Below are 19,540 nucleotides of genomic sequence, written 5' to 3' on the forward strand. Positions count from 1 at the left end.
GGGTCTGTTCAAGGGTCACCAACACACGCCGACCGCATCGAACAGGTCTTTCAGCAGGCTCTAATCCGCAGATCAAGCAAGCTTTGCACGATTCCGGGCGCATCGCGCGCATCGTCGACAGCCGCGTCGGCGCCGGCGAGCCGGATTCGGTCGGGCCGGCCGTGGAAGGCGGGCCCGCCGACGATCACCTGCAGGTCGCGGTTGCGCGAGGCGCGCCGCAGCACCGGCACCGCCGCGACCAGCCGGTCGAGGCAGACGTCGCAGGAGAGCGACAGGCCGATCACGTCGAACCACTCGGCCCGGAGGCGCTCCAGGGCGTCGGCGAGGTGGGCGTCGAAGCTCGTCGTCACCTCCCAGCCGGCCTCGGCGAAGAAATGGGCCGCCAGCGTCAGCCCGAATGTGTGGGTCTCGCCCGGCGCGGGCACGAGCAGGACCCGCCGGCTCGCCGGATCGACCGGCTGCGGGTCGAGGCAGAGCGTTTCCAGGTCGTGGACGAGGCGGCGCAGCCGCGCCATCGCGGTCGTCACCTGGACGAAGTCGCAGACATCCTCCTCCCACAGTCGTCCGATATGCCGGGCGGTGGGGGCGAGGAGCCCGGTCAGCACCTCCTCGAGGGCCATGCCGTCCGCGATCAGGCCGCGGATCTCCGCCAGCACGTCCCGGTCCTCGGGCAGCAGCAGCAGGGCGCCGAGGCGACCGATGTCGTCGGTCCCGCTCAGGCGGGCGGGAAGACCGCGCGGCGTTCGCTCGCTGCGATGGGCGAGCATCAGCCGCGGGATGATCTCGGCCTCGACGACCTGCGCGAGGTCGTCCCGCCAGCGTAGGTTCCTATGTACTCCCCCGGAGTTTATATCGAGGGACGGCCGATCATGGAAAGCCCGGTCACGAGGAGCCGGCCTGTTGCCGGACACCATGCCGGACTGTGCTTGATCTCCCACCGGCACCTCCCCGATGCTCAGGAAAATCGGGTTTTCTCGCCCTTGTGTCGGGTATTCTACCCTGGGAGCGCCGATGTGGGGCGGCGTCATCCGGATTCATTCTAGGATACATCTCCGGCGTTCTGCCGCAAGGCGCATTCGCGAACCCCTCCGCGGATTGTCATCACAACCAACTGTCAACTTAGGTTGACACTCTGCCGCTGCCGGCCCTAGGCTTCCTCCATCGGCATCCGCAGCCAATGCGGGTCGGACAGGTGAGGGCAGGCGCGATGGCGACGTCCACGGACCGGCCGTTTCTCTACAGCGAGGCCGAGCGCCGCCGCCGGGACGCCTCGCCCTGGACCCTGGTCCAGGGGGTACTGGCGCCGCTGCAATTCGCGATCTTCCTCGTCAGCCTCGCCCTCGTCTCCCGCACGCTCGCAACCGGGGAGGGGGCTGCTTTCGCCAACGCCTCGGTGGTGGCGAAGACCCTCGCGCTCTACGCGATCATGGTCACCGGCTCCCTGTGGGAGAAGGCGGTGTTCGGGCGCTACCTCTTCGCCCCGGCCTTCTACTGGGAGGACGTGGTCAGCATGCTGGTGCTGGCCCTCCACACCGCCTACCTCGTGGCGCTGGCGACGGGGGCTCTCGGCACCGCCGGGCTGATGCTCCTGGCACTCGCCGCTTACGCCGCCTACCTCGTCAATGCCGGCCAGTTCCTGCTCAAGCTGCGGGCCGCCCGGCTGCAGGCCCCCGTCTACGCCGTGGGGGCCGCCCGATGACGGCGCTCGCCACCCCCCTCGCATCGCCAGTCCCGTGCGGCCCCGAGATCCGCCACGAGCGCGGCCAGCGGGCGGTGTTCTGCGGGCTGACCGGCATCGTCTGGCTGCATCGCAAGATCCAGGACGCGTTCTTCCTGGTGGTCGGCTCGCGCACCTGCGCGCACCTGATCCAGTCGGCCGCCGGGGTGATGATCTTCGCCGAGCCGCGCTTCGCCACCGCGATCATCGAGGAGCGGGACCTCGCCGGCCTCGCCGACGCGCACGAGGAACTCGACCGGGTGGTGCGCCGCCTGCTGGAGCGCCGGCCCGACATCAAGCTCCTGTTCCTCGTCGGCTCCTGCCCGTCCGAGGTGATCAAGCTCGATCTCGGCCGCGCCGCGACGCGGCTCTCCGCCAGCTTCGCCCCGGACGTGCGGGTGCTCAGCTATTCCGGCAGCGGCATCGAGACGACGTTCACGCAAGGAGAGGATGCCTGCCTCGCCTCCCTCGTCCCGGATCTGCCGCGCGGACGCGATGAATCGCTCCTCGTCGTCGGGGCGCTCGCGGACGTGGTCGAGGACCAGTTCGCGCGGCTCTTTCACGATCTCGGCATCGGCGACGTGCGCTTCCTGCCCGGGCGGCGGGCCGCGGACCGGGCGCCGGTCGGCCCGAACACCCGCTACCTCCTCGCCCAGCCCTTCCTCACCGACACGGCGCGTGCCCTGGAGAACCGGGGGGCCATCCGCATCGCGGCGCCGTTCCCGCTCGGCGCCGAGGGCACGACCCTGTGGCTGGCAGCCGCCGCCCGCGCCTTCGGGATCCCGCCGTCGCGCGTCGTCGCGGCGACCGAGGCCGGCCGGGCCCGGGCCGCGCGGGCGCTCCAGGCGCATCGCGCCGCGCTCTCGGGCCGCCGGGTGTTCTTCTTCCCCGATTCGCAGCTCGAAGTGCCGCTCGCCCGCTTCCTGTCGCGGGAGATGGGGGCGGAGCTGATCGAGGTCGGCACGCCTTACCTGCATCGCGGCCACCTCGCCGAGGACCTGGCGCTCCTGCCCGACGGCACGGCGGTGACGGAGGGGCAGAGCCTCGACGACCAGCTCGACCGCTGCCGGGCGGCGCGGCCCGACCTCACGGTCTGCGGCCTCGGCCTCGCCAACCCGCTCGAGGCCGAAGACCTCGCGACCAAGTGGTCGATCGAGCTGCTGTTCACCCCGATCCAGGGCTACGAGCAGGCCGGCGACCTCGCCGGTCTGTTCACCCGACCGCTTGCCCGCCGCGCGCGGCTGGAGGGCTAGGACCATGCAGCTGACGCTCTGGACCTACGAGGGCCCGCCCCATATCGGCGCGATGCGGGTCGCCACCGCGATGCGCGGCCTGCACTACGTGCTGCACGCGCCGCAGGGCGATACCTACGCCGACCTGCTCTTCACCATGATCGAGCGGCACGGCGCCCGCCCGCCGGTGACCTACACCACCTTCCAGGCCCGCGACCTCGGCTCCGACACCGCCGAGATCTTCAAGCAGGCGGTAGCCGCAGCCTATGACCGCTTCCAGCCGCAAGCGATGATCGTCGGCGCCTCCTGCACCGCCGAGTTGCTGCAGGACGATCCGGCCGGGCTGTCGCGGGCGCTCGGCCTGCCGATCCCGGTGATCCCGCTGGAGCTGCCGGCCTACCAGAAGAAGGAGAACTGGGGCGCCTCCGAGACCTTCTACCGCCTCGTGCGGACGCTCGCCGGACCGCGCAGCGACGCCCCCCGGATCCAGGCCAGCTGCAACATCCTCGGGCCGACCTCGCTCGGTTTCCGCCACCGCGACGACCTGCGCGAGGTGCGCGGCCTCCTCGGGGAACTCGGCATCGCCGTCAACGTGGTGGCGCCGCTCGGCGCCACGCCGGCCGATCTCGGGCGGCTCGGGAACGCCGCCTTCAACGTCGTGCTCTACCCAGAGGTGGCGCGCAGCGCCGCGCAATGGCTGGAGCGCACCCACGGCCAGCCCTTCGTCGAGACGAGCCCGATCGGCGTGAAGGGCACGACCGCCTTCGTCGAGGCGGTGGCGGCGCTCGCTCGCGTCGATCCGGCGCCGGTCCTCGAGGGGGAGGGCTCGCGCCTGCCCTGGTACTCGCGCTCGGTCGATTCGACCTATCTCACCGGCAAGCGCGTCTTCGTCTTCGGCGACGCCACCCACGCGGTCGCGGCGGCCCGGGTCGCCTCGCGCGAGATCGGCTTCTCCGTCGTCGGGCTCGGCACCTACTCGCGCGAATTCGCCCGCGAGGTGCGGGCGGAGGCCGCCGCCCACGGCGTCGAGGCGCTGGTCACCGACGATTACCTCGCGGTGGAGGCGGCGATCGCGGCGGCGCAGCCGGAACTGGTGCTCGGTACCCAGATGGAGCGCCACATCGCCAAGCGTCTCGGCATCCCCTGCGCGGTGATCTCGGCGCCGATGCACGTGCAGGACGTGCCGGCCCGCCACGCGCCGCAGATGGGCTTCGAGGGCGCCAACGTCCTCTTCGACACCTTCGTCCATCCGCTGATGATGGGGCTCGAGGAGCACCTGCTGGCGATGTTCCGGGACGACCCCGAGTTCCACGATGGTGTCGCTCCCTCGCATCTCGGCGGAAGGCCGCAGGAGACCGAGGCCGAGACCGTCGTGCTGGCCGCGCCCGCCACTGCCGTCGCGCCGGTCGTCTGGTCGATCGAGGCCGAGCGCGAGCTGAAGAAGGTCCCGTTCTTCGTGCGGGGCAAGGCCCGCCACAACGCCGAACGCTTCGCCCGCGAGCGGGCGCTCCCGCTCATCACCGTCGAGACCCTGTACGATGCCAAAGCGCATTTCAGCCGGTGACGGACCGGGCGCGCTGCCGGAGCTGCGCGTCGTCATCGTCACCCTCGACAACCACCTCGCCGGGGCGGTGGAGCGGGCGCGCCGGGAGCTGGCGAAGACGGCTCCCACCCTCGTCCTCGGCTTCCACGCCGCCGCGGAGTGGGAGACCGACCCGTCAGCCCTGGAATCCTGCCGGGCCGACATCGCCCGGGCCGACATCGTGCTCTCGGCGATGCTGTTCATGGACGAGCACGTCCGGGCGGTGCTCCCCGCTCTGCTCGAACGCCGTCCGGATTGCGACGCGATGGTGGGCTGCCTCTCGGCGGCCGAGGTGGTGCGCACCACCCGGATGAACCGCTTCGCCATGGACGGGTCGCAGCGCGGCGCGCTCGACTTCCTGAAGCGCCTGCGCGGCAAGTCGGGCCCGGGCGGGACCCAGGGCAGCGGCGCGCGCCAGATGGCGCTGATCCGCCAGATCCCCCGGATCCTGCGCTTCATCCCGGGCTCGGCCCAGGACGTGCGGGCCTATTTCCTGACCCTGCAATACTGGCTCGCCGGCTCGGACGAGAACGTCGTCAACCTGGTGCGCTTCCTCGCCGGCCGCTACGCCGCCGGCCCGCGCGCCGCCTGGCGCCGCCACCTCACGGCCGCCGAGCCGCTGGCCTATCCGGAGACCGGCCTCTACCACCCGCGTACGCCTGAGCGGGTGACCGAGCGCCTCGACACGCTGCCGGCCTCCGGCAAGGCGGGCCGGGTCGGCCTCCTGCTGATGCGCTCCTACGTGCTCGCCGGCAACACCGCCCATTACGACGGGGTGATCGCGGCGCTCGAAGCGCGCGGGCTCACCGTCGTGCCGGCCTTCGCCAGCGGGCTCGACAACCGCCCGGCGGTCGAAAAATTCTTCCTGCGCGACGGAAGGCCGGCGATCGACGCGCTGGTCTCGCTCACAGGCTTCTCCCTCGTCGGCGGTCCCGCCTACAACGACGCGGCCGCCGCGAGCGCGATGCTGGCGCGGCTCGACGTACCCTACCTCGCCGCCCAGGCGGTCGAGTTCCAGAGCCTGGAGCAGTGGGAGGCCTCCGCCCGCGGCCTGTCGCCGGTCGAGGCGACCATGATGGTGGCGATCCCCGAGCTCGATGGCGCCACCGCCCCGATGGTGTTCGGCGGCCGCGCCGCCAACGTGGGTGAGTCCCGCGACATGGCGGTGCACCCCGAGCGAACGGCTCGCCTCGCCGACCGCGTGGCCCGCCTCGTCTCCCTGCGCTCCCGCGCGCGCGCCGAGCGCAAGGTCGCGGTGGTGCTGTTCAACTTCCCGCCGAATGCCGGCGCCACCGGCACTGCCGCCTTCCTGTCCGTCTGGGAATCGCTCCACCGCGTGCTCACCGGCCTGAAGGCGGACGGCTATTCCGTCGAGGTGCCGGAGACCGTCGACGCCCTGCGCGCCCGGGTGCTGGAGGGCAACGCCGCCCGCTACGGGACGCCGGCCAACGTCGCGCACCGCATCTCGGCCGACGAGCACGTGCGGCGCGAGGCCCATCTCGCCGAGATCGAGGCGCAGTGGGGCCCGGCGCCGGGCCGCCACCAGACCGATGGCGGCGGGATCCTGGTGCTCGGCGCCCAGTTCGGACACGTCTTCGTCGGGGTACAGCCGGCCTTCGGCTACGAGGGCGACCCGATGCGCCTGCTGTTCGAGCAGGGCTTTTCCCCGACCCACGCCTTCTCGGCCTTCTACCGCTACCTGCGCGAGGATTTTGCCGCCGACGTGGTGCTGCATTTCGGCACTCACGGGGCGCTCGAATTCATGCCCGGCAAGCAGACCGGGCTCTCGGCCGCCTGCTGGCCCGAGCGGCTGATCGGCGCGCTGCCGAACGTCTACCTCTACGCCGCCAACAACCCGTCGGAGGGCACCCTCGCCAAGCGCCGGGCGGCGGCGACGCTCGTGAGCTACCTGACGCCGAGCCTCGCCCTGGCCGGGCTCTATCGCGGCCTCATCGACCTCAAGGCGTCGCTGGAGCGCCGTCGCGCCCTGCCGCCGGAGGATGCGGTCGAGCGGGGAAAGCTCGCGATCCTGATCCACGGCCAGGCCCTCGGTCTCGACCTCGCCGAGGGCGAGGAATGGGGCGAGGATGCGGAACAGCGCATCGCCGCCCTGTCGGTGCGGCTCGTCGAGCTCGAACACACCCTGATCCCGCACGGGCTGCACGTGGTGGGACAGGGCACGCCGGCGGAGGAGCGGGTCGACCTGCTGCTGGCGCTCGCGGAGTCCGTCCACGGCCTCGCGCCGGAGCGCGCCGGCATCGCCCGGCTGGTCGACGGCGCCGCGCCGGAAGAGGCGGTCGCGGCCTCGGGCCTGCCCGCCGAGGAGGCGACGCTCGCCGCCTTCCGGGCGCTCTCCGAGACCGACCGGCTGCTCGCCGAGGATCACGAGATCCCAGCGTTGCTGCGCGCCCTCGACGGTCGGTTCGTCGCGCCGGTCGCCGGCGGCGACGTGCTGCGCTCGCCGGCGATCCTGCCGACGGGCCGCAACCTGCACGGCTTCGACCCCTACCGCATCCCGAGCGCCTTCGCGCTCGCCGACGGCCGGGCCCAGGTGGAAAAACTGCTCGTCCGCCACGCGGCCGATGGCGGCACCTACCCGGAGAGCATCGCGCTCGTCCTGTGGGGCAGCGACAACCTCAAGAGCGAGGGCGCCCCCGTCGCGCAGGCCCTCGCGTTGATGGGCGCGACGCCGCGCTTCGACGGCTACGGCCGGCTCTGCGGCGCGGTGCTGATCCCGCTCGAAGACCTCGGCCGCCCGCGGATCGACGTGGTCGCCACGCTGTCCGGCATCTTCCGCGATCTGCTGCCGCTCCAGACCAAGCTGCTCGCGGAAGCCGCCTACCTCGCCGCCACCGCCGACGAGCCGGAGGCGATGAACTTCGTGCGCAAGCACGCGCTCGCCCACCAGGCTGCGCAGGGCATCGACATCGAGACGGCGGCGCTCCGGGTCTTCAGCAACGCGGAAGGAGCGTACGGCGCCAACCTCAACCACCTCGTCGATTCCGGGCGCTGGGAGGACGAGACGGAGCTGTGCGAGACGTTCTCGCGCCGCAAGAGCTTCGCCTATGGCCGCACCGGCAAGCCGGAGCCCCGCCGCGCCCTGATGCAGGCGGTGCTGGCAGGGGTCGACCTCGCCTACCAAAACCTCGATTCGGTCGAGGTCGGTGTGACCAGCGTCGACCATTATTTCGACGGGCTCGGCGGCATGGCCCGCGCCGTGGCGAAGGCCCGGGGGACCTCGGTGCCGGTCTATATCAGCGACCAGACCCGTGGCGAGGGCCGGGTGCGCTCGCTCTCCGAGCAGGTGGCGCTCGAGACTCGCACCCGGATGCTCAACCCGAAATGGGTCGAGGGGATGCTGGGCCACGGCTACGAGGGCGTGCGCCAGATCGACCAGCACCTCACCAACACCGTGGGCTGGTCGGCCACCACCGATCAGGTCGCACCCTGGATCTACCAGCGTATCACCGAGACCTACGTCCTCGACGAGGTGATGCGCGAGCGCATGGCGGCGCTCAACCCCGCCGCCTCGGCCAAGGTCGCCCACCGCCTGATCGAGGCGCATCGGCGCGGCTTCTGGACCCCCGACCCAGAGACCCGTGCCGCGCTCGACCGGGCCGAGGAGGCCCTGGAAGACCGGCTCGAAGGCATCACCGCGGAGGCTGCCGCATGAACATCGCGATCCGAAACCCCGTGCCGCGGCGGGAGGAGGGCAGCCTCCAGGTCGCCCTCGATCCGGACATCCGCATCGAGACCGCCAAGGTCTTCGCCGTCTACGGCAAGGGCGGCATCGGCAAGAGCACGACCTCGTCGAACCTCTCGGTCGCCTTCTCGAAGCTCGGCAAGCGGGTGCTCCAGATCGGCTGCGACCCGAAGCACGATTCGACCTTCACGCTGACGAAGCGCCTGGCGCCGACGGTCATCGATGCGTTGGAGGCGGTGCAGTTCCACTCGGAGGAGCTGCGCGTCGAGGACTTCGTCGTCGAGGGCTATAACGGCGTGCGCTGCGTCGAGGCGGGGGGACCGCCCGCCGGCACCGGCTGCGGCGGCTACGTCGTCGGGCAGACGGTGAAGCTCCTCAAGGAGCATCACCTGCTCGAGGACACCGACGTGGTGATCTTCGACGTCCTCGGCGACGTCGTCTGCGGCGGCTTCGCCTCGCCGCTCCAACACGCCGACCGGGCGCTGATCGTCACGGCGAACGACTTCGACTCGATCTTCGCGATGAACCGCATCGTCGCGGCGATTCACGCCAAGTCGAAGAATTACGGCGTGCGCTTAGGGGGCGTCATCGCCAATCGGTCGGCCGAGACCAACGAGATCGACCGGTTCAACGAGGCGGTGGGTTTGAAGCGCCTCGCCCATTTCCGCGATCTCGACGTGGTGCGCCGCTCGCGCCTGAAGAAGGCGACCCTGTTCGAGATGGATCCCTCGCCGGAATTGCTGGCGGTGCAGGCCGAGTACCTGCAGCTCGCCGAGCAGCTCTGGGCCGGCGTCGACCCGCTCCCAGCGGTGCCGATGAAGGACCGCGACCTGTTCGAGTTCCTGGGCTTCGACTGATGACCAGCTCCACCTACGCCACCCGCCGGGCCCAGCTCGAAACCTATTTCGACCGCACCGCCGTCGAGGCCTGGGCGCGGCTGACCTCCGACGCGCCGGTGAGCCGCATCCGCGCCACCGTCCGGGCCGGCCGCGACGCGATGCGGGCCGAACTCCTGTCCTGGCTGCCGGCCGACCTCACCGGGCGGCGCCTGCTCGATGCCGGCTGCGGCACCGGCGCGCTCGCCGTCGAGGCGGCGCGGCGCGGCGCCGAGGTCGTCGCGGTCGACGTGTCGCCGACGCTGATCGATCTCGCCCGCGAGCGCACCGCGAGCCTGCGGCTCCCGGGCTGCCTCGACTTCCAGGTCGGCGACATGCTGGACGAGGGGTTGGGGCGCTTCGACCACGTCGTGGCGATGGATTCGCTGATCCATTACCGCACGCCCGACATCGTCCGGGCGCTGGCGGCGCTCGCCCGCCGCACCGATGCGTCGCTCCTCTTCACGGTCGCGCCGCGCACCCCGCTGCTCACCGTGATGCACGCCGCCGGCCGCCTCTTCCCCCGCGGCGAGCGGGCGCCGGCGATCGAGCCGGTCGGCGAGGGCGCCTTACGCCGCCGCATCGCCGCCGAGCCGGGCCTCGCGGCCTTCGCGGTGGCCCGCAGCCGCCGGGTCAATTCCGGCTTCTACCTCTCGAACGCCCTGGAGCTGGCGCGCCGATGAGCACGGCCCACCGCCTCGCCCGGGCGCTCGCCGAGCTCGGGCCCCGCTACCTACCCTTCGCGGATGCCGCGACCGAGGAGCTGCCCCTCGGCCGGCTCCTGCGCCTGTCGCTGTTCCAGGTCACGGTCGGGATGGCGGCGGTGCTGCTGATCGGCACCCTCAACCGGGTGATGATCGTCGAGCTCGCGGTGCCGGCCTGGATCGTCGCCGTGATGCTGGCGCTGCCGCTGCTCGCCGCTCCCTTCCGGGCACTGATCGGCTTCCGCTCCGACACGCACCGCTCGGTGCTGGGCTGGAAGCGGGTGCCCTACCTCTGGTTCGGCACGCTGCTGCAATTCGGCGGCTTCGCCATCATGCCGTTCGCGCTCCTGATCCTGTCGGGCGACACGACCGGTCCGATCGTCATCGGCCAGGCGGCCGCGGCGCTCGCCTTCGTGCTCGTCGGCGCCGGCCTCCACACCACGCAGACCGTGGGGCTGGCGCTCGCCACCGACCTCGCGCCGGCCCATGCTCGCCCGAAGGTGGTGGCGCTGCTCTGCGCCATGCTGCTCGCCGGCATGATGGCGAGCGCGGTGGTGTTCGGAATCGCGCTGCACAACTTCTCGGCCATCCGGCTGATCCAGGTGATCCAGGGCGCGGCGCTCGCCACCCTCATCCTCAACGGCATCGCCCTGTGGAAGCAGGAGCCGCGCGACACCTCCCGCAAGACGGAGACCCCGCGCCGCTTCGGCGATGCCTGGCGGACCTACGCCGCCCAGCCGCAGGCGCGCCGGCGCCTCATCGCCACCGGCCTCGGCACGGCGGGGTTCAGCATGCAGGACATCCTGCTCGAACCCTATGGCGGCCAGATCCTGCACCTGCCGGTCGCCGCGACGACCGCGCTGACGGCCGTGCTCGCGGTCGGCGGCGGGGTGGGGCTCCTCACCGCGGCGCGCTGGCTCAACCGCGGCGGCGATCCGTTCCGGGTCGCGGCGGCCGGCGCGGTCGTCGGCATCGCGGCCTTCTCGGCGGTCGTCTTCGCCGCCCCCTTAAGCTCCGGCAGTCTCTTCGCCTGCGGCGTCGCGCTGATCGGCGTCGGCGGCGGGCTCTTCGCCCACGGTACGCTCACCGCCTCGATGGCCGGCGCGCAGGCGGAGCAGACCGGGCTGGCGCTCGGCGCCTGGGGTGCGGTCCAGGCCTGCGCCGCCGGCCTCGCCATCGCGGCGAGCGGGATCCTGCGCGATCTCGGCTCGGCGCTCGCGGTCTCGGGCCGCCTCGGCGAGGCGCTCTCCGAGGCGTCCACCGGCTACCTCGTCGTCTACCACATCGAGATCGGGCTCCTCTTCGCCACCCTGGTGGCGATCGGACCGCTGGTGCGCCGGCCCGATCGCGCCCCGCTCTCCGCCCGTCCGGCCCTACCGTAGAAGGAGGCCATCATGCCCAAGGGTGCCCTCACAGGTTATCTCGACGTCGCGCAAGTGGTGCTCTACGCCTTCTGGATCTTCTTCGCCGGCCTGGTCTTCTATCTCCGCCGCGAGGATCGCCGGGAAGGCTATCCCCTCGAATCCGAGGTCCATGGCGGCCTCAAGGGCTGGGACTGGCTGTTCGTGCCAAGTCCCAAAACCTTCCTGCTCGCCGACGGCTCGACCGTGCTGGCGCCGCGCCCGCACGAGGGACCGGTCGGCCCGCTCAAGGCGGTCAAGCTCGAACCCTGGCCCGGTGCCCCGATCGTCCCGACCTCGACCGACGATTCCCGCCTCGCCGACGGCGTCGGCCCGGGCGCCTATGCTCTGCGCGCCGAGCGGCCCGACCTGACCTGGGAAGGCAAGACCCGCATCGTGCCGATGCGCGTCGCCGACGAGTTCACGGTCTCGGCGGATGATCCCGATCCGCGCGGCCTGCCGGTCTACGGCGCCGACGGGGTGCGGGCCGGCACCGTCACGGAGATCTGGGTCGATCGCGGCGAGTCGCTGCCGCGCTACTACGAGATGGAGATCGAGGGCGCCCGCGACCGCACCGTGCTGATCCCGGTGACCTTCGCGGACCTGCACCGCTTCAGCCGGGAGAAGAAGATCGTCGTCGCGGCCCTGCTCGCCCGCCAGTTCGCCGGCGTGCCCCAACACCGCGACCCCGACAGCATCACGCTGCGGGAGGAGGAGCGGGTCATCGCCTATTACGGCGCCGGCACGCTCTACGCCACCGACGCCCGCCAGGAGCCGCTGCTGTGACGGACACTCTTCCTCATGGGCTGCCCGGCCCGCTGCCGAAGGGCGAGCGCCTGCTGTGGCAGGGCCGCCCGATGCTCCTCAGCCTGGCGCGCCGAGCCTTCCACGTCGATCTCGTGGCGGTCTATTTCGGCGGGCTCGCGCTCTATCAGGCGGTCTCGGCCGGGCGGGTCGCGGCGGCCTGGCCGGTCCTGCTCGCCGGCGCGCTGGCGCTGGCGATCCTGTTCCTCCTCGCCTGGGGCGCTTGCCGTACCACGGTCTACACCCTGACCGACCGGCGGCTGATGCTGCGCATCGGCATCGCGCTCCAGATGGACATCAATCTCCCGCTGAAGGAGATCGAGGGCGCCGCCTTCCGCCGGCTCAGCGACGGCAGCGGCGACCTGCCCCTGCGGCTCAAGCCAGGCGTGCGGCTGGCCTACCTGCATCTCTGGCCGCATGCCCGGCCCTGGCGCCTGACCCGGCCCGAGCCGATGCTGCGTTGCGTGCCGGACGCCGAGGCGGTCGCCAAGCGCATCGCCGCGGCGCTCGCCGAGGCGAACGGCCAGCCGGTGCAGGCCCTGCCGCCCGCCACCGAGACCGCCTCCGTCCTCCCCGGCCGCCTCGCGGCGGCAGGCCACTAGGGGAGGCTCGAATGGCGCAAAATCTCGCAGGCAGTGACATCCCGGTCCCGCGGGTCCTCCTGCGCAATGCCGGCCTCCTCGTCGCCTTCTCGCTGGCGGCGGTGGCGATCGGACGGTTCGGCGGAATCGGCACCACGCAGATGCCGCCGGCCCAGGCCGTCCAGGTCCTCGATCTCACGGTCGAGGACCGGCCGGACGGCCGGGTGGATCTCCGCAACGCCGCTGACGGCCGCCTCGTTGCGGAGGTGCAGCCCGGCGAGGACGGGTTCCTGCGCGCGACCCTCCGGGTGATGGCCCAGGCGCGGCTGCGCGAGGGCCTGTCGCGCACCCCGCCGTTCCGGCTCACCCGCTGGGACAACGGCACGCTCTCGCTCGATGACGCCGCGACGGGCCGGCGGATCAACCTCGAAGCTTTCGGGCTCGGCAATGCGGCCGCCTTCGCGCGGCTGCTCGAACAGGGGAGGGGCGCATCGTGATGCACTGGTTGGGCGGCCGACGCCGCATCGAGGTGCCGTGCACGGTCGAGATCGAGCAGACGGCCGAGAGCCTGCACGCCCACGTCACGCTGGACGGGGGACTGCTCATCGCCCCGGGCGACGAGGTCACGGTGCACGACGCGCCGACCTCTGTGCCCTACGGCGACCGGATCGTGGTGCGCCGCACCGCCACGGTGGTGCGCGCCGGCGCCGTCGAGCGCCTGTGGACCCGCATCGCGGGCCATTTCGAGCTCACCGAACTCTACGAAGTCAGCTTCTCGGAAAGGACGCGGCTATGAGCGCGACGACCCTGAAGACCCCGAACGAGAGCACCCAATCTGCTCAGCAAACCACGTTCCTGAGCCCCCGCTTCTACACCACGAACTTCGAGGAACTCGACCGCACCAATGTCGAGCCGGTGCGGGCCGAGTGGGACGTGCTGATCGCCGAGATGCGCTCGGACCCGAACAAGCGCCACTTCGTGCGCAATTCCGACTTCGACCTCGACCTGTCCGGCCTCGATCCGGAATTGCGCAAGGAATTCCTCGACTTCCTGGTCTCGTCGATCACCGCCGAGTTCTCGGGCTGCGTGCTCTACGCCGAGATGCGCAAGCGCGCCAAGAACAAGGACATCCGCGAGCTGTTCGGCTTCATGAGCCGCGACGAGGCACGGCACGCCGGCTTCATCAACGACACGCTGAAGGACTTTGGGGTCGGCATCGATCTCGGCTTCCTGACCAAGGCCAAGAAGTACACTCATTTCCGGCCGAAATTCATCTTCTACGCCACCTACCTCTCGGAGAAGATCGGCTACGCCCGCTACATCACCATCTTCCGCCACCTCGAGCGCCATCCGGACAAGCGCTTCCACCCGATCTTCAAGTGGTTCGAGAAGTGGTGCAACGACGAGTTCCGCCACGGCGAGGCCTTTGCGCTGCTGATGCGCGCCAACCCCAAGCTGCTCACCGGCGTCAACTACTACTGGATCAAGTTTTTCCTGCTGGCGGTGTTCTGCACGATGTACGTGCGCGACCAGTGCCGGCCGGCCTTCCACAAGGCGCTCGGAGTCGACCCGAAGGAGTACGATTTCCAGGTCTTCGCCATCACATCCGAGATCTCGCGCCAGGTGTTTCCGCTCACCCTCGACATCGGGAATCCGGGCTTCCGGGCCGGCCTCGAGCGGCTGCTCGCTTGCGCCCGCGGCATCGAGGAGGCGAAGGCGCAGGGCGGGATCGTCGGCAAGATCAAGCATGCCGGCTACGCCGCGAAGGCGGCGCTCGCCTTCGGGCGGCTGATGGTGATGCCGGCGAAAGCCAACCCGATGCCCGCGCAGATCCGCCTCAGCCCCGCCTGGTAGCGCCCGCATGTCCGACTACGCCGCGCCGATCCTCTACGCTGTCGTGATCTGGTGGTTCCTGACCGGAGCGATCCTCTGGCTCAACCACCGGCCGCGCCGCACCCACGTCTGGAGCTTCGGCGCGACGACGCTGGCACTGGCGGCCGCCCTCTGGGTCGTCGCCTGGAGCGCGACACAGGAGAGCGAGGCGGGGGCCTACGCGGCCTTCACGGCAGCCCTGATCGTCTGGGGCTGGCAGGAGATGGCCTTCTACATGGGCTATCTCGCCGGTCCCCGGCGTACCCCGGGGCTGGCCACCGACCGGGGCCTCGCCCGGTTCGGTGCCGCCGCGGCGACCAACCTCTGGCACGAGGCGGCGATCATCCTCGGGTTCGTCGCCATCGCCTGGCTGACGGCGGGCTGCCCGAACCGGATGGCGCTCTGGACCTACCTGGTGCTGTGGGGGATGAACCTCAGCGCCCGGCTCAACCTCTTCCTCGGCGTGCGCAACCTCAACGCCGAGTTCCTGCCCGAGCATCTGCGCTATCTCGGCAGCTTCTTTCGCCGCGCGCCGATGAACGCGCTGTTTCCGGTGGCGATGATCCTCGCCACCGGCTTCCTCCTGGTGCTGCTGCACCCCGCCGTGACCGAGAGCGCCTCGGCCTTCAAGCGCTCCGGCCATACGATGATGGCGACCCTGATGGCCCTCGCCATCCTGGAGCACGGCTTCCTGATGCTGCCGCTGCCCTCCGCCGCGCTCTGGGGCTGGGGGCTGCCCGCCCGCCGCCCCGGAGCCGACGCGGCTCCGTAACCACAAGAACACGACTAGAAAAACACCGTACAAGGGGACATTCGATGGACTACGAAGCGCACTTCTCCGCCGCTCTCCAAGGTCTGCGCCGCGAGGGGCGCTACCGGGTCTTCACCGACCTCGAACGCCAGGCCGGCCGGTTCCCCTACGCCACGCAGCACGGCGCGCACGGCACCCGCGAGGTGACGGTGTGGTGCTCGAACGACTATCTCGGTATGGGCCAGCACCCGGCGGTGACGGGGGCGATGCACGAGGCGATCGACCGCTGCGGCGCAGGAGCCGGCGGCACCCGCAACATCTCGGGCACCAACCACTACCACGTGCTGCTCGAGCAGGAGCTCGCCGACCTGCACGGCAAGGAGGCGGCGCTCCTCTTCACCTCGGGCTACGTCTCGAACTGGGCCGGGCTCGGCACGCTCGCCTCGAAGCTGCCGGGCTGCGTGGTCTTCTCCGACGAGGGCAACCACGCCTCGATGATCGAGGGCATCCGCTCCAGCCGCGCCGAGCGCCACATCTTCCGCCACAACGATCCCGACGACCTCGACCGCAAGCTCCGCCTCGTCGACCCGAAGCTGCCGAAGCTCGTCGCCTTCGAATCCGTCTACTCGATGGACGGCGACATCGCGCCGATCGCCGAGCTCTGCGACGTGGCCGAGGCGCACGGCGCCATGACCTATCTCGACGAGGTCCACGCGGTCGGCCTCTACGGCCCCCGCGGCGGCGGCATCGCCGAGCGCGACGGGCTGATGCACCGTCTCACTGTCATCGAGGGGACGCTGGGCAAGGCCTTCGCGGTCTCGGGCGGCTACATCGCCGCCTCCGCGGCCCTGTGCGACTTCGTGCGCAGCTTCGCCTCGGGCTTCATCTTCACCACCTCGCTGCCGCCCGCCATCGCGGCGGGCGCAGCGGCGAGCATCCGCCACCTCAAGGCGAGCGGGGTCGAGCGCGCCCGCCACCAGGACCGGGTCGCGGCGGTGCGCCGGCGGCTCGCGGCAATCGGCATCCCGCTCCTCGACAATCCGAGCCATATCGTGCCGGTGATGGTCGGCGATCCGGTGCAGTGCAGGCAGATCAGCGACACGCTGCTCGACGAGTTCGGGATCTACGTCCAGCCGATCAACTATCCCACCGTCCCCCGCGGCACCGAGCGCCTGCGCATCACCCCGTCGCCCCTGCACAGCGACGCCGATATCGACCATCTGGCGACAGCGCTCGGGGCGATCTGGGGACGGATCGGGCTGGCCCGGGCGGCCTAGGGCGCTGCGGTTCCTGAACCCTCCCCCCTCTGCGGGGGAGGGTTCTTTGCGCGCGACCATCGCGGCCTCTCAGCAAAAAGCTGATGCAAGTATGTCACCAAAACCAACCGTCAATTTCATTAGACAATCCCGCTATCCCGGCCGATCCTGCCTCCATCGTCAGCCTTCGAGGACGCGAACCGTGGCCCCCACCCACTCGGCCCTGTCCCGGCGGGCTTCCAAGCCGGGCTTCTCGACGCCGACCGTCGTGGATCCGGCCGCGCGCGCCGAGGCGATGCCGCGCCCGCCCTATCCGTTCTCGGCCATCGTCGGGCAGGATGCGATGCGGCGTGCGCTCCTCGTCGCGGCGGTCGATCCGGCGGTCGGCGGGGTGCTGGTCTTCGGCGACCGCGGCACCGGAAAATCCACCGCCGTGCGGGCGCTGGCCGCCCTGCTGCCGCCGATGCGGGCGGTGGCGGGCTGCGCGTATGCCTGCGATCCGGTCGACGCCGCCTCGCTCTGCCCGGCCTGCGCGGCGCGCCGGGTGCAGGGGCTCACGGTGAAGACCATGCCGGTGCCGGTGGTCGACCTGCCCCTCGGCGCCACCGAGGACCGGGTCGTCGGCGCCCTCGATATCGGCCGGGCGCTCGGGGCCGGCGAGAAGGCGTTCGAGCCGGGACTGCTCGCCCGCGCAAACCGCGGCTTCCTCTACATCGACGAGGTCAACCTCCTGGAGGACCACCTCGTCGACCTGCTCCTCGACGTGGCGGCCTCCGGCGTCAACACCGTCGAGCGCGAGGGATTGAGCCTGCGCCACCCGGCGCGCTTCGTCCTCGTCGGTAGCGGCAACCCGGAGGAGGGCGAACTGCGCCCGCAGCTCCTCGACCGCTTCGGCCTCGCCGTCACCGTGACGACGCCCACCGACCTCGCGACCCGGGTGACGATCGTGCGCCGCCGCGACGCCTACGAACGCGACCCGGCGGCCTTCGCCGCCGAGTGGTCGGCGGAGGAGGGGCGGCTCGGGCGGGCGATCCTGGCGGCGCGCGCGCAGCTGCCCGAGGTCGTGGTGCCGGATTCGGTACTGGAGGCCGCCGCCCGCCTGTGCCTGGCTTTGGGCACCGACGGCTTGCGCGGCGAGCTGACCCTGATGCGCACGGCCCGCGCCTCGGCGAGCCTCGACGGGGCCACGACCGTGACCCTCGACCACCTGCGCGACGTCGCCCCGAGCGCCTTGAGCCACCGTCTGCGCCGCAACCCCCTCGACGAGGCCGGCTCCGAGGCGCGGATCGCCCGGGCGCTGGTCGAGGTGCTCGGGTGAGCGCTGCACCCGACGCGGCCTGGATCCAGGCCTGCCTCGCGGCGTCCCTGCTGGCGATCGACCCGGCGGGAACGAGCGTCGTCGTGCGGGCCCGGCCCGGCCCGGTGCGGGACACCTGGCTCGCGCGCCTGCACGCCCTTCTCCCGGAGGGCACCCCGGTGACGCGCCTGCCGGCCGGCATCGCCGACGATGCGCTCCTCGGCGGGCTCGACCTGCCGGCGACCCTGGCGACGGGGCGTCCGGTGGCGCAGCCCGGGCTGATCGCCCGCAGCCATGGCGGGATGGTGGTGGTGCCGATGGCCGAGCGGCTCGGGCCCGGCACCGCGGCGCGGATCGCGCAGGCGCTCGATACCGGCGCCGTCGAGGTCGCCCGCGACGGGATCGCGACCCGCCACCCGGCGCGCTTCGGCCTTGTGCTCCTCGACGAGGGGGAGGGCGAGGACGAGGCGCTGCCGGCCTGCCTCGCCGACCGGGCGGCCCTCCATCTCGATCTCGACGCCGTGCCGCCCGGCGCCCTCGCGGCTGCGCCGCCGCTTCCCGACCTCACCGGTGCCGGTGCCGGTGCCGGTGCCGGTGCCATTCAGGCAGACGTCCCGCCCGAGGCGGCGGAGACTTTGTGCGCCGTCGCGGCACGCCTCGGCATTGCATCCCTGCGCGCGCCGCTCCTCGCCCTGCGGGTGGCACGTCTGCACGCTGCCCTCTCCGGGCGCGCGGCCCTGGAGGATGCCGACCTCACGGCTGCCGTCGCCCTGGTGCTCGCGCCCCGGGCCCGCGCCTGGCCCGACGACAAGAGCGAGGCGCCATCAGAACCGCCGCCCGGCCCGGACGAGGCCGAACCGGCGGACCGGCAGGAGGACGACCGGATCGGCAAGCATCAGTGCCTCGACGACCGGGTGCTCGCTGCCGTCGCGGCGAGCCTGCCGCCCGGCCTCCTCGCCCGCCTGCTCGCCGGCGAGGGCCCTCGGACGCGCAGTCCCGGCGCCGGCCGCGCGGGCGCCGCCACATCGGCGCAACGCGGGCGTCCGGTCGGGGCGCGTCCGGGCGATCCGCGCCGCGGCCGCCTCGCCCTGATCGAGACCCTGCGGGCCGCCGCACCCTGGCAGCGCCTGCGCCGCGGCGAGGCCGAGGCCCGCCTGCGCATCACCGCCGACGACCTGCGCATCCGCCGCCTGGTGCAGAAGCGAGAGACCACCACGATCTTCGCGGTCGACGCCTCCGGCTCCGCCGCCCTGGAGCGGCTGGCCGAGGCCAAGGGCACGGTCGAATCGCTCCTCGCCGAGTGCTACGTGCGGCGCGACCGGGTCGCCCTGGTGGCGTTCCGCGGCAGCGGCGCCGACCTGCTCCTCGCCCCGACCCGTTCGCTGGTGCGGGCCAAGCGCGCGCTCGCGTCGCTTCCCGGCGGCGGCGGCACGCCGCTCGCGGCCGGGATCGAGGCGGCCGGACGGCTGGCCGCCATGGAGCGCCGGGCCGGCCGCAGCGCGACCGTGCTGCTCCTCACCGACGGCCGCGCCAATGTCGCCCGCTCCGGTGCGCCGGGCCGGGCCCAGGCGGGCGCCGACGCGCTCAGCGCGGCAAAAGCGCTGGCGGCGACGGGCACGCGCGCCCTGGTGATCGACACCGCCGCCCGCCCGCAGGATTCCGCCCGGACGCTCGCCGCCGCCATGGCCGCGCGCTACCTCGCCATGCCGCAGGCCGACGCCGCGCGCCTGACCCGGGCCGTGCGCGAGGCCGCCCCGCCGGGTTGA

The 19,540-nt window shown here is 72.0% G+C and carries 17 protein-coding genes; 16 read left to right on the forward strand and 1 reads right to left on the reverse strand.

All coding sequences use genetic code 11. From position 1 onward, the window contains the following. Positions 1-50: 50 nt before the first annotated feature. On the reverse strand, positions 51-938 hold the full coding sequence (locus ABZT49_RS31540; RefSeq protein ID WP_355292209.1) for a cobalamin B12-binding domain-containing protein: 888 nt from the start codon (positions 936-938) through the stop codon (positions 51-53). 269 nt (positions 939-1,207) lie between these two features. On the opposite strand from ABZT49_RS31540, the gene bchF reads away from it, so the two are divergent. The 16 genes from bchF (at position 1,208) to ABZT49_RS31620 (ending at position 19,540) form a co-directional block, all read left to right on the forward strand. Beyond that, positions 1,208-1,699: a 2-vinyl bacteriochlorophyllide hydratase gene (gene bchF / locus ABZT49_RS31545; RefSeq protein WP_355292211.1), complete on the forward strand. Its 492-nt coding sequence runs from the start codon at positions 1,208-1,210 to the stop codon at positions 1,697-1,699. Further along, on the forward strand, positions 1,696-2,970 hold the full coding sequence (locus ABZT49_RS31550; RefSeq protein ID WP_355292213.1) for a ferredoxin:protochlorophyllide reductase (ATP-dependent) subunit N: 1,275 nt from the start codon (positions 1,696-1,698) through the stop codon (positions 2,968-2,970). Before bchF ends, ABZT49_RS31550 begins: the two co-directional genes overlap by 4 nt. Positions 2,971-2,974: 4 nt before the next feature. Then, positions 2,975-4,513, forward strand: a complete 1,539-nt coding sequence (gene bchB / locus ABZT49_RS31555; RefSeq protein WP_355292215.1) for a ferredoxin:protochlorophyllide reductase (ATP-dependent) subunit B — start codon at positions 2,975-2,977, stop codon at positions 4,511-4,513. Then, positions 4,488-8,204 carry a magnesium chelatase subunit H gene (locus ABZT49_RS31560; RefSeq protein WP_355292217.1) on the forward strand — a complete coding sequence of 1,239 codons (3,717 nt, stop codon included), beginning with the start codon at positions 4,488-4,490 and terminating at the stop codon, positions 8,202-8,204. The genes bchB and ABZT49_RS31560 overlap by 26 nt, the downstream gene beginning before the upstream one ends. Next, positions 8,201-9,091 carry a ferredoxin:protochlorophyllide reductase (ATP-dependent) iron-sulfur ATP-binding protein gene (bchL, locus tag ABZT49_RS31565; RefSeq protein ID WP_355292219.1) on the forward strand — a complete coding sequence of 297 codons (891 nt, stop codon included), beginning with the start codon at positions 8,201-8,203 and terminating at the stop codon, positions 9,089-9,091. The genes ABZT49_RS31560 and bchL overlap by 4 nt, the downstream gene beginning before the upstream one ends. Further along, positions 9,091-9,792: a magnesium protoporphyrin IX methyltransferase gene (gene bchM / locus ABZT49_RS31570; RefSeq protein ID WP_355292221.1), complete on the forward strand. Its 702-nt coding sequence runs from the start codon at positions 9,091-9,093 to the stop codon at positions 9,790-9,792. The genes bchL and bchM overlap by 1 nt, the downstream gene beginning before the upstream one ends. Further along, complete coding sequence (locus tag ABZT49_RS31575; RefSeq protein WP_355292223.1) at positions 9,789-11,195, forward strand: MFS transporter; 1,407 nt, start codon at positions 9,789-9,791, stop codon at positions 11,193-11,195. Before bchM ends, ABZT49_RS31575 begins: the two co-directional genes overlap by 4 nt. A 12-nt stretch (positions 11,196-11,207) precedes the next feature. Beyond that, entirely contained in the window at positions 11,208-11,999 is a 792-nt protein-coding gene (gene puhA, locus ABZT49_RS31580) for a photosynthetic reaction center subunit H (RefSeq protein ID WP_355292225.1), read from the forward strand. Then, complete coding sequence (gene puhB, locus ABZT49_RS31585; protein WP_355292227.1) at positions 11,996-12,619, forward strand: photosynthetic complex putative assembly protein PuhB; 624 nt, start codon at positions 11,996-11,998, stop codon at positions 12,617-12,619. Before puhA ends, puhB begins: the two co-directional genes overlap by 4 nt. Before the next feature lie 11 nt (positions 12,620-12,630). Then, on the forward strand, positions 12,631-13,095 hold the full coding sequence (gene puhC / locus ABZT49_RS31590) for a photosynthetic complex assembly protein PuhC (protein WP_355292229.1): 465 nt from the start codon (positions 12,631-12,633) through the stop codon (positions 13,093-13,095). Next, positions 13,095-13,394: a hypothetical protein gene (locus tag ABZT49_RS31595; RefSeq protein ID WP_048432793.1), complete on the forward strand. Its 300-nt coding sequence runs from the start codon at positions 13,095-13,097 to the stop codon at positions 13,392-13,394. The genes puhC and ABZT49_RS31595 overlap by 1 nt, the downstream gene beginning before the upstream one ends. After that, the gene (acsF, locus tag ABZT49_RS31600) at positions 13,391-14,452 is read left to right on the forward strand and encodes a magnesium-protoporphyrin IX monomethyl ester (oxidative) cyclase (RefSeq protein ID WP_355292230.1); all 1,062 of its coding nucleotides are present in this window, start codon (positions 13,391-13,393) and stop codon (positions 14,450-14,452) included. Before ABZT49_RS31595 ends, acsF begins: the two co-directional genes overlap by 4 nt. Positions 14,453-14,459: 7 nt before the next feature. Beyond that, positions 14,460-15,242: a putative photosynthetic complex assembly protein PuhE gene (puhE, locus tag ABZT49_RS31605; RefSeq protein ID WP_355292232.1), complete on the forward strand. Its 783-nt coding sequence runs from the start codon at positions 14,460-14,462 to the stop codon at positions 15,240-15,242. 44 nt (positions 15,243-15,286) lie between these two features. After that, positions 15,287-16,498, forward strand: a complete 1,212-nt coding sequence (gene hemA / locus ABZT49_RS31610) for a 5-aminolevulinate synthase (RefSeq protein WP_355292234.1) — start codon at positions 15,287-15,289, stop codon at positions 16,496-16,498. A 274-nt stretch (positions 16,499-16,772) separates the two neighbouring features. Beyond that, entirely contained in the window at positions 16,773-17,795 is a 1,023-nt protein-coding gene (bchI, locus tag ABZT49_RS31615) for a magnesium chelatase ATPase subunit I (protein ID WP_355292258.1), read from the forward strand. After that, entirely contained in the window at positions 17,792-19,540 is a 1,749-nt protein-coding gene (locus tag ABZT49_RS31620) for a magnesium chelatase subunit D (protein ID WP_355292236.1), read from the forward strand. Before bchI ends, ABZT49_RS31620 begins: the two co-directional genes overlap by 4 nt.

The sequence above is a fragment of the Methylobacterium sp. EM32 genome, from assembly GCF_040593685.1.
GTDB lineage: Bacteria > Pseudomonadota > Alphaproteobacteria > Rhizobiales > Beijerinckiaceae > Methylobacterium.

Excerpts from the sequence above, each read along its gene's own strand:
- bchF (WP_355292211.1), top strand. The coding sequence starts at position 1,208 with ATGGCGACGTCCACGGACCGGCCGTTTCTCTACAGCGAGGCCGAGCGC.
- ABZT49_RS31550 (WP_355292213.1), top strand. The coding sequence starts at position 1,696 with ATGACGGCGCTCGCCACCCCCCTCGCATCGCCAGTCCCGTGCGGCCCC.
- bchB (WP_355292215.1), top strand. The coding sequence starts at position 2,975 with ATGCAGCTGACGCTCTGGACCTACGAGGGCCCGCCCCATATCGGCGCG.
- ABZT49_RS31560 (WP_355292217.1), top strand. The coding sequence starts at position 4,488 with ATGCCAAAGCGCATTTCAGCCGGTGACGGACCGGGCGCGCTGCCGGAG.
- bchL (WP_355292219.1), top strand. The coding sequence starts at position 8,201 with ATGAACATCGCGATCCGAAACCCCGTGCCGCGGCGGGAGGAGGGCAGC.
- bchM (WP_355292221.1), top strand. The coding sequence starts at position 9,091 with ATGACCAGCTCCACCTACGCCACCCGCCGGGCCCAGCTCGAAACCTAT.
- ABZT49_RS31575 (WP_355292223.1), top strand. The coding sequence starts at position 9,789 with ATGAGCACGGCCCACCGCCTCGCCCGGGCGCTCGCCGAGCTCGGGCCC.
- puhA (WP_355292225.1), top strand. The coding sequence starts at position 11,208 with ATGCCCAAGGGTGCCCTCACAGGTTATCTCGACGTCGCGCAAGTGGTG.
- puhC (WP_355292229.1), top strand. The coding sequence starts at position 12,631 with ATGGCGCAAAATCTCGCAGGCAGTGACATCCCGGTCCCGCGGGTCCTC.
- ABZT49_RS31595 (WP_048432793.1), top strand. The coding sequence starts at position 13,095 with ATGCACTGGTTGGGCGGCCGACGCCGCATCGAGGTGCCGTGCACGGTC.
- acsF (WP_355292230.1), top strand. The coding sequence starts at position 13,391 with ATGAGCGCGACGACCCTGAAGACCCCGAACGAGAGCACCCAATCTGCT.
- puhE (WP_355292232.1), top strand. The coding sequence starts at position 14,460 with ATGTCCGACTACGCCGCGCCGATCCTCTACGCTGTCGTGATCTGGTGG.
- hemA (WP_355292234.1), top strand. The coding sequence starts at position 15,287 with ATGGACTACGAAGCGCACTTCTCCGCCGCTCTCCAAGGTCTGCGCCGC.
- bchI (WP_355292258.1), top strand. The coding sequence starts at position 16,773 with ATGCCGCGCCCGCCCTATCCGTTCTCGGCCATCGTCGGGCAGGATGCG.